Source organism: Providencia sp. PROV129 (assembly GCF_028482245.1).
Classification (GTDB): domain Bacteria; phylum Pseudomonadota; class Gammaproteobacteria; order Enterobacterales; family Enterobacteriaceae; genus Providencia; species Providencia vermicola.
In genome coordinates, this window is record NZ_JAMPQD010000003.1 from 25296 (window position 1) to 44328 (window position 19033).

Sequence of the window (19033 nt, forward strand, 5' to 3'; positions counted from 1 at the left end):
TAAAGCTTTTAATTAAAATAAAATTCATCTATGTTTAAAGCGTAAAGTAGTCGGTTAGCCTGTTAAAAATGAAAATAATTCTTTTTATCATTTAATGATGACCTATCGATGTCTATCTGAAAAACAGAAAATTAGTCTATTCCTATAACATTACGGTTAAAATTAAATACAATAAAGCTGCAACTATAATAAAAACTATTTTTATCCATGTAGTAACTTAAGGTGGATGTATGGCAAAGAGAAGAGTGAAAGCTCTGCAAGTTTCAGTAATATGTGGGTTAATGACATTCCAGTTTCCTGCATTTTCCAGTGATGAAAATACGCAGCAAAGTGTAACCGAAGCTTCACAGCCACAAGTTGTTGAAGTAAAAGAGATCTTAACGGTTACACCAACAGAGAGTATGGCAAAAATAGTGGCTTCACTTCCAGCTGATGTGAAACCCGTTTTTGCAGCACAACTCGCTAAATTATATGCCGATAAGCAAATGAAACTTTTATGGCAAGATGAAACAGCGATTAGTCAATTTCAACAGCAAATAGCGGAACTTTCACTTTCTGGGGTTCAACCTCAGTTTGCGCAATGGTTATCCTTATTGGAAAATAACCAGCTTAGTGAGCTTGGTCGTGATGTGATTCTATCAGATGCGATGCTTGGTTATCTCCAATATCTCTCTTCTATTGAATCCAGTGGGCAATATTGGTTATATACGAATCGACCTTACAAAATCATTGCGCCTACAGCTGCACAAATAAAACCTTGGTTAGATGCTGTTGATTCTCAACGTCTAACTGAGTGGGTTAAAGCTCAAGCACCTAACCATCCAATGTATCAGCCGATGCGCAAAGAAATGCTTAAATTGCTGGCACAACCTGAAGATGAGTTAGAAATAACGAGTACGAAGACACTCAAACCAGGGCAATCCAGTGATGATGTGCTTGTATTACGTAAAATTTTACAGCGTGAAGGTTTGTTAGCCGATAGCATGACAGAAGATGTGGTTGAAACTGAAGCGCCTGAAACGTTAGCGCAAGTTGCAGAGCAAGCAACTGAACAGCCGACGGAAGTTGCTGTTACAGAGTCTGCAAAACCAACGAGAACAGCTTCGAAAGTTTATGATCAAGAACTGGTCGATGCCGTTAAAAAATTTCAATTACAGTATGGTTTAGAAGCCGATGGTGTGATTGGTAAAGGCACGCGGGTTTGGCTGAATATGAAGCCTGCGCAAAAAGCAGGATTGATGGCGTTGAATATTCAACGTTTGCGTATTATTCCTGCAAGTAGTGGCACTGGGATTTTGGTGAATATTCCAGGCTATTCGTTAGATTTCTATTTAAATGATGAAGTTATCCTAGATTCTAAAGTGATTGTGGGCCGTGCGGATCGCAAAACGCCAATTATGAGTAGCGCATTAAATAATGTGGTAATCAACCCGCCTTGGAGTGTGCCAACCAGTATGGCGCGTAAAGATATTGCACCAAGAGGAAAACAAGATCCAAGTTATTTTAGCCGTAAAGGGTATACTGTTTATTCAGGTTGGGGGACAGATTCCTATGAAATTAACCCTTACTCAATCGATTGGGATAACATCACTCCAGCAAATTTCCCATACCGTATTAGACAAGCGCCAGGTCCAACCAATTCATTAGGGCGCTATAAATTCAATATGCCAAGTTCCGATGCCATTTACTTGCATGATACGCCAAACCATAGCTTATTTAACCGTAATGCGCGTGCGATAAGTTCAGGTTGTGTACGTGTCAATAAAGCGAGTGAGCTAGCCAGCATTTTACTTGGTGATGCAGGGTGGGAACAAAAACGTATTGATGGCGCATTGAAAGAAGGGTCAACACGTTACGTCAATATACCAGACAGAATTCCTGTGTATCTTTATTACCAAACAGCTTGGGTTGATAAAGACCAACAACCGCAATACCGTGCTGATATTTATCAATATGATAATGGTATTGATAATGTAGATACCTATCTGCCATTATTGAAAAAAGTCATGCTGTAATAATTAGATAATTAACGAAAAAATAGAGGTGGAAACGCCTCTTTTTTCACTAATTCTGTTTAATTCCGAATAATTCCATTGTTGATGTACAATTTATGATTATCATTAAGCTAAATTATTGATGTCGTGCTGTTCAGGAATCTATTACAACAGATTTAACGTAATAATACGGTTAAGACGCAGAATTTAGTGATATGACTCTATTTTTGACGAATATAGCAATAAATTTGACTTAAATTATGCATATCTTTACATAATTATACATTAAAACTGAGTGTGATTTGCTAGACTCAATAGGTTGTCTGAAATTCATCGAATATTTATTTAAATTATTAGAGTCTGAGTTATCACCTATGGATATTATTGATCAAACCCGCAGAAAATGGCTGGGAATTGGTGCTGCAACAGTGGGCCTCAGTTTATTACCAAGTCATGTATTTGCCGCAATGACGACGCCTCGTCCTCGTATTTTGCGTTTTCAAAACATTAATACAGGCGAGTTTTTGAAAACAGAATTTTTTGATGGTCGTCGTTACAATAAATCTGAACTTGCTCGTTTAAATCATTTTTTCCGTGACTATCGTTGTGACAAAGTCAAAACGATCGATCCAAAACTGTTTGATCAAATTTATTTACTGCAAATGATGATGGGAACGAATAAACCCGTTCAATTGATCTCTGGCTACCGTTCTTTAGAAACGAATAATAAATTACGCAGTAAAAGTTCAGGGGTCGCCAAAAAAAGCTATCATACACGTGGACAAGCGATGGATTTTCACATTGAAGGTTTACAATTAAGTAATATTCGTAAAGCGGCACTGAAAATGGGGGCGGGTGGTGTTGGTTACTACCCACGAAGCAATTTCATTCATATCGATACAGGACCTGCAAGAACGTGGTAATCTGTGTATAGGTGACATAGATTACGGAGTAATTGTTCGATGAAATATACCATTATCCCAGTAACGCCATTTATGCAAAACTGTCAGGTTATTTGGGATGAAAATACGCTAGACGCAGTTGTGGTTGATCCTGGTGGTGAAGCAGAAAAATTGATTTCTGCTATCGAAAGTCGTGGATTAACCCTTACTAAAATTTTGCTTACCCACGGCCATTCTGATCATATTGGTGCTTCAGCCATACTCTCCAAACATTTTTCAGTGCCTATTTATGGGCCTCAGAAAGAAGATGCTTTCTGGATTGAAAACCTTGCAGAACAAAATGCGATGTTTTATATCGGAGAATGTCCAGATTTCACCCCTGATTATTGGTTAGAAGAGGGGAATAAAGTCACGTGTGGCGGTATTACTTTTGATGTGTTGCATTGCCCAGGGCATACACCAGGTCATATTATTTTAGTCAATCACGATGATAAAATAATTTCAATGGGTGATGTGTTATTTAAAGGCGGTGTGGGGCGTAGTGATTTCCCTCGTGGAAATCATCAGGACTTAATCGCATCGATTAAAAACAAAGTGTTGCCATTAGGTGATGACTATCAGTTCATCCCAGGTCACGGGCCTATGTCAAATTTAGGCTTTGAACGCAAAACCAATCCTTTTTTACAAGATGAATAGTTTACTGAAATTGATTACTCAGCGTGCCATTCAATAACCCCTTATCAGGGGTTTTTTTATACGCAGTGGGTGTAATCTAAAATAATTTAAAACTATGTCCTAATTATATTTCTTGAAACTATCTATATCTTGAAAATTTGATATTTTAAATTGGTTTTAATCTGATTTTAATATTAAATTTTTATTTATATAGGGATATATATGGGGAAAGTAAATATAGATTTGATTCTATCTAAAGGTGATTTTATTCAGAATACTAATGAGGAAAAGAATGAAAAAATAATTAATTTGAATAATCAGCAAATATCATCGACACTAGAGAATACTTCCGATGGTATTAGTAAAGATTATACCAGTATTAACTTGCATCTTAAGCCTTTAAACAAAGAAATTGATGTGCCTGTTTCAGGTATTTCAGAAATACATCAGCATCTAATTACTCAAGTCTCCAATGAAGAGAATATTATTATTGGCTTTCGCCCTATTGACCCTAAATCAACAAGTATTATAGGAACGGGAGAATACAGTAGCAAAGGGTTAGCTATTAAATCGAAAAGTTCGGATTGGGGACCTCATGCAGGTTTTATTCCTGTGCAACAACAATTTGCGAAAAAATCGGGGAGAGAAAATAGCAAAAAATATAATGAATACTCTCAATCATCTATTAGTGAAGGTAAAGCTATTGCTGTTATGCTAGAAATTACTTCAGAAAGAGTTGAGGAGCTTATACGATATAAAACGATTTATTTTTCAAATACAGTAGAACAAGATGGGTATAAAGAGATAAGTGCTTCTTTTGATGGTGTTGAAAAAGTATTTTTTCTAAAAAAAATTAAAAAAGATAATATCGATAGATGGGGTTTATATCATCTAGAAAATAATAAAATAGAGCCATTTTATGTTATTGGTGATTCTAAAACAGGAAAAGCAATAACAGCAGATTATGATATTTTCAGTATTATTTTTCATATGTCAGATTTGGAGCATTATGTGAAAGTAACTTCGATGTTGACATGGGAAGAGTGGAAGGCTAGCGTAAACTATGATGAGTTAAATTCAGTCCAGAAAAAATTATATAATGATGAAATTGAATATAATAGAAAGGAAGGAAAAGATAACGGAATTATAAATAAAAAAATAAAAGAAATTAAAAATAAATTAAATAAAAAGTTTGGTCTAGCCGAGGGGATGGAGTTGATTCACCATGGGGCTGATGATGCTAACCCTACGAGTATAATGAACGAAAATTTTCCTATTACCTTTGTATTACCAGAAAGACTAAGAGGAAAAAATAGCCTTATAGGTACAACGGAATCTATCGATACATATTTTCATATGAATTCCCAAGGTGCAATCATTATTAATAATGTTGAACAACTTTCTAACTTTCAGCAGTTATTCATAAATCAGGGTTATAGGGCACCATTAAATAAAAAGTGGAGTGAAGGAGATAATGGTCAATACTTCGATCCTAAACGTAAAATATCAGGTAGTTTTATTGAAGGGCGAACAGAAATAATACGGAAAAAAAGTATCATTAATAATGACCCTACCACAGGAAAACCTGTTGTTCAGTTAGATACAGATTTTGATGATGTTTATTTAAATATGCAGGAAAGTTATAAAAGTAGTCGATTGCCGGAAAGCAATCCACTAAATACGGGTAATCTAGATACTTGGCTAGATCCGATGTTGATATACCATCGAAACAAAGCTGGTGATGCGAAAACTAATAGACAGGCAAAATATACTGAATATACCTATAATGTGATTATACAAAATGGTAGTGATCAAGATTCAGCTAAAGCAACTGCTTATGCATTTTCTAAACATCCTGAAGACTCTATGATTATTCAGTATGATATGGGCTCGAAGCAATATAAAATTTTGCATGGAGACCTGAATAGAATTAATGTAGGAAAAGTACGTTGGATAACAATTGGTCATGGAAAATATTATGGTCATCATCAGCCAACTCTTTATATGGAAAAAAATGCACAGCAATATGTTGAAGCATTAATGTATTTACGCAGAAAAGTTTTAAAAAATACAACGCCGGACAAACTCGTCATGCTAGGGTGTGATTTAGGTCGTGGAGGTATTAATGAAAACTTTGCACTAAAAGCGACTAGCTTACTTGCTGAGAATAATGTACGCGCTCCTATCGTCGCTTATAATCGGCAAGTCGGAAATATGTATTTAGGGTCTAAGGTTATTTATCCAGTTGACTTTGTAAGAGACTCGGTAAATACCAAAGGTTACAAGTTTGTCTATCAGTACCATTCAGGTAGTGAGCAAGTCAGGATCAATAATAGCTCTAGTGCATTATATTTTATTAATGAGGTTCGTCGTGGTGAGCTATCACTCGCTCAACTAAATGATTATATTGAACCCGACCCTTTGTATATGTTTAGGGATCCTGATACTCGTATTCTTGATAATAATTTAATAAAAAAAGTAGCTTACAATCAGAATGCCTATAGACTATTTGTTCAGGAGCTTAAAAAAAATAACAGTCTTTTGCCCAATGATTTTTATACTAGGTTCTCTGCACGATTAAATGAACTCGGTATCATAGATATTCCCATTTGGAAGATGGTTAACAGCCAGAATATTCAAAAAAAGGTATTAGCAAATACAATTAAGAATTCAGGAGAGTTAACTGTTATTATTAGGCTGACACGGGATAAAAAAGGTTTATTACAAGCGGAGAATTTAGCCGCGAGAAACCCTCAAAATACATTAATTTTTCAAATGGATGTTGATAGTAAAAAACATATTTTAGAATATGGTAAAGAACATTTAATGTCTTTATTGGAAAAACAAGTAATAACGAATTGGGTGATTATTGGCGATGCAGAAACAGTACGAAAGCCAACAAATGCATTGTCTATTGAGCTATCGCTACTCAAAAAAAAATATCCGTTAATAAACCCTGAAAATATCCTATTCCATTCTGTTGGACCAGCAATGATAACGGAAGCTGGTGAGCATAAAATATTTCTTAGTAGTTTATCTGAGGAGTTTAAAGTACAAGGCATTAACCGTGAAGTTAAATCTAAATTTATCTATGAAGCTCTGGATAAATCCACAACGGTAAACAGTAATGTTTCTCCTACTGTACTCGCAAGTCAGCCTAACCAGCAGCTCATTTCGTTATTGGAAAAAATAGCACTAAAAGAAATTGCTATTCAAGATATCGATTTGGTGCAACATCCTTATTTGTTAAATTACTTTTCGGATAACGAAGGGTTTATTGATGTTAAAAAACTAATGATTGTATTACAAGATCCTCTTGTCAATTCAAAGGTAAATGAAGCATTAAACCGTGGATATACACTCACCACGGCATCAATAAATCAATTGATAGAGACAACGCTAGAGACGAATTATCGGCAACAAGCAGATAGCATCCACACTTTATTAGTAGCAATAAAAAGCGATCTTTCAGTATTAAATAATTTAAGTCAACATTCCCAAGAATTACTTAAACAGCTATTTCCTGCCGGTGATGGTATAGATAAAGGTAAAGTTTTAGCTTTAGTAACGGATGATAACAAGCTCATTTTGTTAAGTGAAAATTTAAAAGGATTTAGTGAGCTTAGCATTAAAAATTTTGAAGGTGATAATGGGAGATTTAAAAACCTCTCTTTTTCTGAAGCATTTAAAACGTATAAAAATCATCAAGCTCAACGGTTGCAACAATATAGCCAACAATTAAACCAAGGAAAAAACATTGGTTTGATTAATCATGGTATTATATCGAAAAATGGTGGGTCGACTGGGATAGACCAAGAATTGGGCCTCATATATGGCATTGAATATTATTTTACCGATAGTGATTTAGCACGTGATTTTCTTGAGCGAAAGGCTCAAATCGAGTTAATTGCAGACCAAAAAACACTTACTTCAGCAGAGGATACTTTGCTGAAAAAAATGCAAAAATATACTCAGGATATTGATACGTTAATCAAGAATAACAGTATCTCTATTTCTGACCAATCAGTGGTAAATTTATTTTCAGTGGTTTCTGATACGACAAATAGGATCGTATTTTTACAAGGAGAATTAACAACTTACACAATCATTCATGTTAGGCGTAATGGGGCATACGAAATTTGCCTATTTGACCCTCAAGGGGTGCAATTTAGCATTAGAAATAACTCACTTCAGTTAGCACAACAGCAATTTCAACAGCAACTTAAACAGTATTTTAATGAGGATATCCAACTTTCCGATGGGAAGTCTATAAATAGAGGTAAGTCGGCAGGCTTCCAAAAAATGGAAAATGGTGACTTTAGAGGAAGTATTCAATCAATTGATTTGGAGTCGCCGAATCTAAAAGCTAGATTCTCTTCTCTACAGAGTCAGCGTAAATCTATTATCGAACAAGCTGAATTTGGTTTACCTAAAAATAGTTGGGTAACGATTAATGGTGAAAAAATCGCTTTTGCTAAATTACAGCTATTAGGGGCAACGATAGAGGGGAAGCCTGTTACTCTATCAGATATTATCTCAGATAATTCGCATAAAAAAATTCGCTTTTTCTCTGAAAAGTTAGCCATGTATTTTTCTTTAATGGAAGGCGGAAAAGACGATGTTATCTTTACTAAAATATTTCGTGAACAGTTAAATTCAGGAGATATATATCAATTAGTCGATAACCAAGCGAGTTTTAGTGGATCTGCAGTATTGAAAAAGCAATTTAAGTATCTAGCGAATGATAGTGATGTACAGCAAGAAACTATTTCTTCTTCGACGTTATTAAAAGTTCGTCAAGCAGGAACTAAACTTCCATTATTCCAACGTATTGCAAACCGTGCTGGACAAGGAATGGGGGCTGTTGGTGCTATTCAGAGTATGATCAGTGCATATGCTATTTTACATAAGCTCGATAACCCAGATATCACAGAAGAAGAAATTAAGGAGTTAGAAAAACAGTTTTATTTATTATGTGCATCCGCATTATTTAATTATGGGGATATGATTATACAACCGATGTTGTTAAATATCTCTTCTGCTAGAGGTGTGAGTTCCCTTGTTCGTGCAAGGCTTGCTGCGGGAACAGTTATCATTTTTAACTTAGTCGGGATGGGGATTGATATCTATCAAGCCTACGATAGTTTATCTAAACTCAATGACGTATCAGATCCTAAACAACGCCAAGATCTTATTGTTAACGCCTCTTTATCTATTACTAGCGCCGTAATTAATGGCGTGACAGTGATTGCTGTATTAGTAGGATCTTCAACTATTCCTATTGTGGGACTAGTTGTTGGTGGAGTTTTGCTTGTTGGTGGATGGGTTTACAATGGTGTTCGTGCAGTCGAGAATATAAAAGAGGTCATTGATATTGACTGGGATAGGGAATTAGAAGAGGGGATACGAGGAGCTTTAGGTTTAGAGCCGACTTTGCGAACTCAACAAGAGATGAATACTCAGCTGTATATTAATGCATTTAAAAAACAAAATTGGGAAATTGACCTGACATTATTTGAGAGTCATGTTCTAGCGGCAGGCTTTGATCATCATTTAAGTATTGTTGAAGAACCTGTTTACGGTAATGAGCAAAAATATTATTTAGTAGATGGATATGGAAACTATTTTAGTGGCATATTAGAAAATCAACGTCTAGGATCAGGCTATTATGGGCTCCGGTTTTCGAAAAAAGGTGCGCTTTCTTTTACTGCTAATGAAATTGATTTTATTCTGGGTAATAAGATCATTAGAAAAAGTGCATGGTTTAGAGATTTAATTTATTTGTATAAAAGAATGGGATTATCGATCCGTAAAAATTTCAGGCCTAAAAAAGAAGCAAAAGAGATAGTTGATATTAAACAAACAGGAACGAAACCTACGCACGATACTTATTCTTTAAATTCAGCATATAAAAATCCGTTATTTGATGCATTTAAATCTCGCCATAAAATTTCAGAAAATAGTTTGGCCTTATCAATGCATAATCAGTTACTAAATTCGAGTTCCTCACAAATTAATTTTTACTCAAATAAAACTGAATTTGGTGTGTTAGGGCAACGGATGTTTAGAGAAAATGAGCGGCGTTTTAGTGAAAATTTAGTGAATGATTTTCAAAGGATAGCGTTGTATTTGGATACCCCTTACAGTAGAGGAACGAGCTGGAATACAGCTAATGGCAATGATGTCATTATTGGCGCAAAAGGGCGAAAAAATGTATTTCAGGTTTTATCGGGCGAAAAATATTTTGCAGGTGGAGATAAAGATGACCTGTTTTATCTGCGAGATAATAATTTAAGCGCATTAATGTCACTCAATAATACAATGCCAACTAAGTATCTTGATGGTCAGGGCGGGAACGATACGGTTACTATTGACCTCTTACCTGATGATCATCATGCTTATGTTAATTTAGAAAAAAATACACTGCATTATAAGCAAGAAGGAAAGCATCCGTTTATTTCTATTGCTCATTTACAAAACATAGAAAATGTTATAATCAAAGGGAATACCAATGATAGTGTATGTGGCGATGATACAAATAATGTACTTGATGGTGGCTTAGGTAAAGATTTATTAGTCGGGAATGGTGGTGATGATAAACTAGTTTTAACCCAAGGTGATGCAGTGGGTGGTGATGGAAATGATAGTTATCATATTCGCCGTTTTGAATGGATGCAGCATGCTAATGACCTCTATCTTTCAGAGCAGTATTGGGCAAAGGAAGAAAAAGCAGTTAAAACTAAACGTTTTCTAAACCCTACCTATAAGAATAATAATAAAGAATATCGGGCTGATGTGGCTATTAAAGAATCTAGTCGTTCACAAAGCCATGTAAGCATAGAATATTCTTTAGATGAAATAAAACAGGTTGAATTAAGCGGTAATGATTTAATTCTAACTATCAAATTACCAAATAGTACACTGGATGGACATGATTTCACCAATATAGAAAGCTCTGTTTTTATTCGGCTAGAGAATGTTATTGACCCAAATAGTGATTTAAACAAACCGCATCATGTGTACCGAATACAAACTCAAGATGGTTGGATGATGACGACGCAGATTGGTCAAAAAGAGCCTGAGCAATATTTCAGCCTCAGTTATATTCAAGAAGCTGATCAAGTTGCGACAACAGAAAGCAAATCAGTTGAAATAGATGAAACGGTTAATACCATCATAATAAATAAGCACCGAAAACATGTAGCACCAGAATGGGGATGGTTTGCACCAATAGGTCGTGCTGAACAATTAACATATCGTGGTAATGATAAAAATAACTTTTTACCTCTGGTTAAACTAGGAAATTATATTGAGGTTACTCGCGGGGTTGACACCTATCAAATTCTTACAGAAAAAGATGAATATGGCAAAATTAAATTTGATTTCGCGAAGGTAAAAGACAGTTTCACAGTTCATGATAAGGTGATTTTATTATTACCTACCGAGAATGGTTTTGCTCTCTCGATGGATGAGGGGAAATTAGGTAACTTCGATAAATTTGGGCAGAAAAAACTAATAGTTCATTTTACAAATGTGGGAGATAATCTTTCTGAGGTGATTTTAATACATGATAAATATAGTAATGTATTTAAAGTGGATTTACAGAAAAATCATATTTCCCCAGTGAATCCAGTTATAAGCAGCAGCGATTATGATGATCAAATTCTTTTACCTGCGGGTTATATATTAGAAAAGCATGTTATTGATGGCCAAAATGGCGACGATACTATTATCAATAAGAGCTTAAATAGCTATGTGTTATTAGGTGGGGAAGGTGATGATAATATTAAAGCTACCATGGGGAATAATGTCTTGTATGGCGGGGCTGGAAATAACTTTGCTAGTGGCGGGGAGGGGGATGATTTATTGCTGTCAGATGATGGAGTAGATACTTTGATGGGGGAAGGTGGAAATGACCATTATATTATTGATGGCAACCACTCAGGCGCCGCTTATATTGAAGATAATCATGGTAATAACCATATCCACTTAGTTAATTTTAAACGGCAAGAAATTGAAGAGACCGATCCCGCTTATCAAATTTATGTTTCATCATCAGGTAAAATTCTCAAGATTAAACAGCCAACTCATGATAGCGGGGCTCGCTTTAATATTCATCACTATAATCAACTTGATAGTAAATATATTTCATCTACGACGAGTAGTATGACTTCGTTATCTTATTACTTATCTGAAAAACTCGATAAAGCAAAACATTCAGGACAGCTAGCCATCTGGAAGCCAGTTAATGAGCTTGCTGATATGTTAAATGACGTCCCTAAACCATTAAAACAAACCATGGAAAATGATGGAATTGTATTATCCGAAAATTATGCGAGAGAGCATTGGCTTATTGATATGCAGGCTGGTAATGATGAAGTGATGGATATGTCACAGCATGGCCGTGTGATTAAAGGTGGAAGTGGTAATGATAAGCTGATAACAACAGGTGGCGAAAATATCCTTTATGGTGGTCAAGGTGATGATATTTTATTGGCGCAAGGCATGAAGCAGGATGTATTAATTTCTTTAGATGGAAAAGACCATTTAGCTGGTGGTAAAGGGGATGATATCTATATTGTAAGTAGCCATGGGCAAGGGGATGTCACTATCCATGATCTCGAAGGGCGTAATCAAGTGGTACTGGTTGATTTTTCCCCAACTGAGATAATCTACAAAGAACTTTCAGCAACGCTTGCAGAAACGGTATATCAATCAAAGGGAGGAAGGAGAGTCACTTTGCAACACAATAATCACACTGCCTCTATGACTAATGTGATGCAAGTGAGCTTTTTTAATGATTACAAGCAATTATCAAAACACAATGAGGAATCAACTATTGATCGCTTGATACAGTTGTTGACGGAGCAACGTATTGCTTATGAGGGAAGCGTTGACCCTAATATTGGTAATGATAATGTCAGAAATAACTGGGGAGGAGTCCAAATGACAGAGCGTTTCCTGAGCCATTTGAGGTAATTCCTTTGTTATAAACAAAACAGCCAGTTAAGTTACTGGCTGTTTTTGTGAAATATGTAGTTGTTTGAATAAATATCTATAGAACTTTCACGATAGCATCACACAGTGGAACCATATTTTCCAGCGTTAAGCCAGCCACGTTAATACGGCCTGAGCTCACAGCATAGATACCAAATTCGCTACGTAGACGCTCTACCTGCTCTTTTGTCAGCCCACTGAAGGAGAACATACCATTTTGGTTGATAATGAAGCTAAAGTCTTGTTTAGCGCCTTTTTCATCCAAGGTTTTGACTAGTAGCTGACGCATACGTTTAATACGTTCGCGCATTGCGGTTAATTCTTGGATCCATTCGGCTTTTAACGCATCATCAGAAAGGATTGTGGTAACCACTGCTGCGCCGTGTGCTGGTGGGTTTGAGTAGTTTGCACGGATAACCGCTTTTGCTTGGCTAAATGCACGCTCTGCGTTATCGCTGTCTTTCGCGATAATAGTGCAAGCACCAACACGCTCATTGTATAAACCAAAGTTTTTAGAGAATGAGCTGGCAACAATCATTTCAGGGTTATTTTTGGTGAAAATACGCAGGCCTTCAGCGTCTTCATCTAAGCCTTTAGCAAAACCTTGGTAAGCAAAGTCAAAAACAGGTAATAGGCCTTTTTCTGCGCACAGGTCAGACAGTTTAGCCCATTGCTCAGGGGTTGGGTCAATCCCTGTTGGGTTATGGCAGCAACCGTGCAGCACAATCACATCGCCAGCAACAGCAGATGACAGGCTATTTAGCATACCGTCAAAATCCATACCGTGGCTAGCCGCATCATAGTAGTTGTAGGTTAATACTTCTAAGCCAGCTGCTTCAAAAATATTTTTGTGGTTAGGCCAAGTTGGATTGCTTATCCAAACACGCTTCGCGTTGGTTTGTTTCGCAATAAAATCCGCAGCGATACGTAATGCACCTGTACCACCCGGTGCTTGCGCTGTACGTGCACGTTTTGAGGTGACAATTTCATGTTGTGCACCGAATAACAGTTCTTGTGTTACACGGCCAAATTCTGGCATTCCGCTAATCGCAAGATAGTTTTTGGTGTTTTCATTATCAAGCAGGAATTTTTCTGCTTTTTTGACGGTATCAAGCACAGGGGTTTTCCCTGATTCGTCTTTGTAGACGCCAATACCTAAGTTAATTTTATTATCGCGGGGGTCAGCACGGAAACTATCAGCAAGACCTAAAATAGGGTCAGCGGGGGCAGAAGTAATTTTCTCAAACATGTTGTCGATTCCAAAGCTCGGTTGTGGTACCTAACACCAACCTGTGTGGTGAGGCAAAGTAAGGGTGTTTATGGCAACCTTACCTGTCAGATGCCCCATACAACGGGTTAATGCTGGGTATAGCTGAAAACGGGTTTAGTCGAACGAGTCGAGTTCTCAGGTTAACGTGTGAAAGGGCTTTTGCCAACCGTTTTACGAAAAATTGGCGAGATCTTGTGAGCTAGGTAGGAATTGCATGTAATCCAACCAGAAATATCCATAAAGGTGGTGAATTTACCTGTCTTATCGATGGTTTTGGTTGATAAGTGGGAAGGTGAACAGGTTTTAAGGTAGGTATAACAAGGGTAGATATAACATAGAAATGAAAAAGCAGCGCCGAAGCGCTGCTTACAAAAACATGTTACCGTTTCTCGATTATCAGTTAACTGATAATTAGAATTGGTAAACTAAACCTAAGCCCAGAACGTTGTCTGTCATCAGACCGTATTTTTCGCTGAAGTCGTTGTCTTTTAACAGGTTGATTTTGTAATCAACAACTGCAGACATGTTTTTGTTGAAGTAGTAGTAAGAACCTACAGAGATGTATTTAACGATATCACCGTTACCGCCAGCGATGTTTTTACCTTTAGATTGGTTATAACCAATAGATGGTTTCAGACCGAAGTCGAACAGGTACTGAGCAACTAACTCAACGTTTTCAGTTTTGTTAGCAATGGTGTTTTTGTCACCAAAGTGAGTTGTATTCAGTGTTTGACCATACATAGCAGCTAAGTAAACATTGTTAGCGTCGAATTTACCACCAACGTTCCATGCTTCAGCACGATCGCCTCTTGCAGCAGAGTTACCGAATTTTTGAGTTTCAGTACGAGCAGAGTTAGAATAACCACCACCCAGTGTTACGCCCCAACCTAAGTCATAAGCGGTTGAGAAACCGTAACCGTCACCGTTGTCTTTAGATGCAGCATTGACACCAGATTTGTTGTTTTCAGTATTTTTGCCTTGATATTGCAGAGCAAAGCTCAGGCCATCAACATAACCGAATGCGTTATTGTTACGGTAAGTTAACAGGTTGCGGTTACGGCTAGTCATGAAAGTATCAGACTGAGCCATAGTGTCGCCGCCCCATAAAGGCATAACGTCGGTCCATGCGTTCGTGTCATAGATAACACCGTAGTTACGGCCGTAATCGATTGAACCGAAATCAGCAAATTTCAGACCAGCGTAAGCTAAACGGTTTTTGTTGTCGTTGTTGTTTTCAGTTTTGTTAGTTTTAGTTTCCCACTCGAAACGACCAAAACCAGTTAACTGATCAGTGATTTGAGTATCACCTTTAACACCTAAACGAACACGTGAATCGTCGCCATCTTCACCGCTTTCAGCGTTAGCAAAGTAGTGACGAACGTCAACTTTACCGTAAACGTCTAATTTGTTACCGTCTTTGTTGTATACTTCAGCTGCGTTTGCTGCACCAGCAGCTAACAGAGCTGGGATAACCATTGCAAGAATATTGCGTTTCATCATTATTATTACCCTCATTGGTGTTATTCGGACACCTGCCACTGCCAAAAATAATTCGCAAAAAATAATTGGAACTATTTATGAGAGATTAGTGTCGTCTATGTCGGCGACCAGTGTTCCATTGCTAAATAAAATTATCTACCCTCAAAGTGCTACAAAATCAAAGATTCTGAAACAAATGGTAACTAGATGTTTCTAAATGTAAAAAATAGAATAAAAAACAACCGCTCATCGTACCAGTTTAAAAAATATTACAAAATTAAGGGAACTTTTTCAGTAGACGATTTGAGCTTTTTTTGAGCAACTTAGAGAGATTTAACTGAAGATTTTTGGTTGGCAAAAAACAAAAATGAAGCAAAAAAGCAGATTATTCTTAGCAATATCAATGTAAGTGCAATATAACGGGAAATTATAACGCAATAACGTAAAAAATGTGATCTGTTTATCAGATGACTGAAATTAAATGTAACAAGATGAGATAGTTATTAAGTGAAAGCATCTCAGGGCTTAATTATCACGAGCCAACATGCGCTGGCTCGTGAATCAATACAGAAAAGCAGAAATTAGAATGCTGCGTTTCTTGGGGTACGTGGGAAGGGGATCACTTCACGTACGTTACCGACACCAGTTACATAGGCAACTAAGCGCTCAAAACCAAGGCCGAAACCTGAGTGAGGCACTGTACCGTAACGGCGTAGATCACGGTACCACCAGTAATCTTCTTTGTTCATGCCCATTTCTTCAAGGCGAGCATCTAACATGTCCAAACGCTCTTCACGCTGTGAACCGCCAATGATTTCACCGATACCCGGAGCAAGGACATCCATCGCCGCAACGGTTTTACCGTCTTCATTGAGGCGCATATAGAAAGCCTTGATATCTTTCGGGTAGTTTTTCACCACGACAGGCGCTTTAAAGTGCTGTTCAGCGAGGTAGCGCTCATGTTCAGAAGACATATCGACACCCCAGTAAACTGGGTTTTCGAATTTCTGGCCACAGGTCTCAAGGATTTTGATAGCATCCGTGTAATCAACTTGCGCGAAATCAGAGTTAACAAAGCTTTCTAAGCGAGTGATAACGTCTTTATCAACACGTTGCGCGAAGAACTCTAAATCATCACGGCGTTCGGTCAGTGCTGCTTTAAACGCAAATTTCAGCATTTTTTCTGCAAGGCCAGCCACATCATCTAAGTTTGCAAACGCAACTTCTGGCTCAACCATCCAGAATTCCGCCAAGTGACGGCTGGTGTTTGAGTTTTCAGCACGGAATGTTGGCCCGAAGGTATACACTTTGCTCAGTGCCGTTGCGTAGGCTTCACCATTTAACTGGCCTGAAACCGTTAAGAAGGCTTCGCGACCAAAGAAATCTTCACTGAAATCCACTTCACCTTTGTCATTACGTGGCAAGTTATTGTAATCCAGTGTAGAGACACGGAACATTTCACCTGCGCCTTCGGTATCAGAAGCCGTAATGATTGGTGTTGAAACCCAGAAGTAGCCTTGTTCATCAAAGAAGCGGTGGATAGCTTGCGCTAAGGTATGACGAACACGTGCAACAGCACCAATTAAATTAGTGCGTGGACGTAAGTGTGCTGCTTCACGTAAGAATTCAACGCTATGGCGTTTTGCTGCCATTGGGTAAGTGTCAGGGTCTTCAATCCAACCAACCACTTTGACAGCGGTGGCTTCTAATTCAAATGATTGACCTTGACCTGGAGACTCTTTTACCGTACCCGTGACTTCAACGGAACAACCCGTGGTGAGATGCAGGACTTCGTCATTATAATTCGGTAAATTATTATTAATGATAGCCTGTAACGGGTTAAAGCATGAGCCGTCATAAACGGCGAGGAAAGAAAAACCAGCATTTGAATCTCTCCTTGTACGTACCCAGCCTTGAACGGTGACTTCAGAGCCTACCGCCACACGGCCTTGCAGTACGTCGACTACAGGCGCTACTATCATATAATTCACTCTCTTCTATATAATGGTTAATCTTATGCATCTGCAACCCGTCATACTTCAAGTTGTAGGTGTGTTGGCTTCACAAACTGACCCTAGTCACATACTTCAGTATGCTCCTAGGGCTCAATTTGCTTGCCGCCTTCCTACAACTCGAATTATTTAGGGTGTATTCCAGCTTTCGTAATAGGAATATTCAATACCGAGTTCAAGCACATAACAACCTTGTTATTATGCGAATGGCGGATGAAACAGATTAATAAGGCTTTTTCGTATTAATCCCATATTTCAGGGGCCAAAGCTCTATGTTACTTGCCATTTGTTAGGAAACAAGTAAAAAATCGCGATAAATAATTTCAGTGGAATCGAACGATTATTTTAGAGCTCAAAAACTATAGTAATAGTAAGTGAATAAAAGAAAAAGCGGGTTTTTGAGCTCAGCACAAGAAAAGTGCATCTTCTTGTGCTGAATGAGGAAAAATAGCGGATTAACAGGCTTTTTCCATTTTAGGCAGATCAAAGGCTTTTCGGAGTTGATTAACGAATTCATCGTCTTCACAAATCGTTTTGCCAGGGCTATCTGATAATTTAGCGACGGGTTTTCCATTGCACTCGACAAGCTTGATGACAATATTCAGCGGCGTTACATGGGGAATATTGCATGTTAGCCTTGTACCAATCCCAAAAACGAGATTAATGCGCTGATGGAAATAGCGATATAAATCAAGTGCCTTTTGTAAATCTAAGCTATCGGAGAAAACCAGTGTTTTGCTCATTGGGTCGATACCCAGCTTTTGATAGTGAGCAATGGCTTTTTCACCCCATTCGATCGGATCCCCCGAATCATGCCGTAATCCTTGGTAGCGCTTCGCAAAATTGACATCAAAATCGCGTAAGAACGCGTCCATGGTGATACAGTCAGTTAACGCGATGCCAAGGTGATCAGGGTATTCGTCTAACCAACTTTGTAGGGCTTCACGCTGGCTGTTTGCTAGCTCGGGGCTAATTTGCTGGTGCGCTTGGAACCACTCGTGTGCTTGTGTACCGACAGGGATTAAATCGAGCTCATGGGCCAGTTGGTAGTTACTGGTACCGATAAGATAAGGAAATTCGCTTTTCAGCATGGAAACAATAGCGGATTGCACCGCATAAGAAAAACGGCGGCGAGTGCCGAAATCCATTAATTTAAAGCCAGACAAATCAAGCTGGTCTTCATTAGCTTGCGCATAGAAAACGGTTAACAGTTTTCTGAGTTGGCTAACAGCATCGTCGGGAGTGATTTCAGGGTGTCTATCTCGCTGCACAATTTCACTAACAAGTGCAAGCAGAGGGACTTCCCACATGATCACTTCACGCCAAGGGCCACTAATACGAATAGCTAATTGCCCATCGTCATGAGAGGTGACTATGACTTGTTCAGGGTTAAAGCGGAACGTTTTTAGCCAAGTGAGGTAATCTTCTTGGAAAAAAGGCAAGCGGTGTAGAAATGTCAGTTCATCGTCAGTCAGGGATAAATGTTCCATCAACTGAACTTGTTGCCTAATTTCATCGGCGTAGGCGCCTAGGAGCTCACTGCTACGACAGCGGAACTCAGCAACAACCGGTACGTGGTAGTATCGGTGGAAAACAGCCTGCTGCATATGAAGCTTGTAAGCATCGGTATCAAGCAGTGATGTAATAATCGGTGTAGCGTCTAAATTCATGGCGCGCAGACATCCTCGCGGAGCTTATCTACTT

General features: G+C 38.0%; 8 protein-coding genes. 4 read left to right on the plus strand and 4 right to left on the minus strand.

The features are described 5' to 3' along the window. Positions 1-230: 230 nt before the first annotated feature. The 4 genes from ldtD to PSF27_RS01365 all read left to right on the plus strand — a co-directional run bounded on the left by ldtD (position 231) and on the right by PSF27_RS01365 (position 12550). Positions 231-2015 (plus strand): L,D-transpeptidase, encoded by a 1785-nt coding sequence (ldtD, locus tag PSF27_RS01350; protein WP_272680738.1) that lies wholly within the window; start codon positions 231-233, stop codon positions 2013-2015. 353 nt (positions 2016-2368) lie between these two features. Continuing rightward, positions 2369-2917: a YcbK family protein gene (locus PSF27_RS01355; RefSeq protein ID WP_206086655.1), complete on the plus strand. Its 549-nt coding sequence runs from the start codon at positions 2369-2371 to the stop codon at positions 2915-2917. 39 nt (positions 2918-2956) lie between these two features. Then, the gene (locus tag PSF27_RS01360) at positions 2957-3592 is read left to right on the plus strand and encodes an MBL fold metallo-hydrolase (protein ID WP_272538752.1); all 636 of its coding nucleotides are present in this window, start codon (positions 2957-2959) and stop codon (positions 3590-3592) included. Positions 3593-3793: 201 nt separating this feature from the next. Then, positions 3794-12550, plus strand: a complete 8757-nt coding sequence (locus PSF27_RS01365) for an anthrax toxin-like adenylyl cyclase domain-containing protein (protein WP_272680739.1) — start codon at positions 3794-3796, stop codon at positions 12548-12550. 76 nt (positions 12551-12626) lie between these two features. On the opposite strand, the gene PSF27_RS01370 is transcribed toward PSF27_RS01365, so the two are convergent. From PSF27_RS01370 to pncB, 4 genes are all read right to left on the minus strand, one after another. After that, positions 12627-13817 carry an amino acid aminotransferase gene (locus PSF27_RS01370; protein WP_206086658.1) on the minus strand — a complete coding sequence of 397 codons (1191 nt, stop codon included), beginning with the start codon at positions 13815-13817 and terminating at the stop codon, positions 12627-12629. 432 nt (positions 13818-14249) lie between these two features. Next, positions 14250-15338 carry a porin gene (locus PSF27_RS01375; protein ID WP_272680740.1) on the minus strand — a complete coding sequence of 363 codons (1089 nt, stop codon included), beginning with the start codon at positions 15336-15338 and terminating at the stop codon, positions 14250-14252. A gap of 560 nt (positions 15339-15898) precedes the next feature. After that, complete coding sequence (gene asnS, locus PSF27_RS01380; protein WP_272538749.1) at positions 15899-17299, minus strand: asparagine--tRNA ligase; 1401 nt, start codon at positions 17297-17299, stop codon at positions 15899-15901. A gap of 485 nt (positions 17300-17784) precedes the next feature. Continuing rightward, the gene (gene pncB, locus PSF27_RS01385) at positions 17785-18999 is read right to left on the minus strand and encodes a nicotinate phosphoribosyltransferase (RefSeq protein ID WP_272680741.1); all 1215 of its coding nucleotides are present in this window, start codon (positions 18997-18999) and stop codon (positions 17785-17787) included. Positions 19000-19033 lie beyond the last annotated feature (34 nt).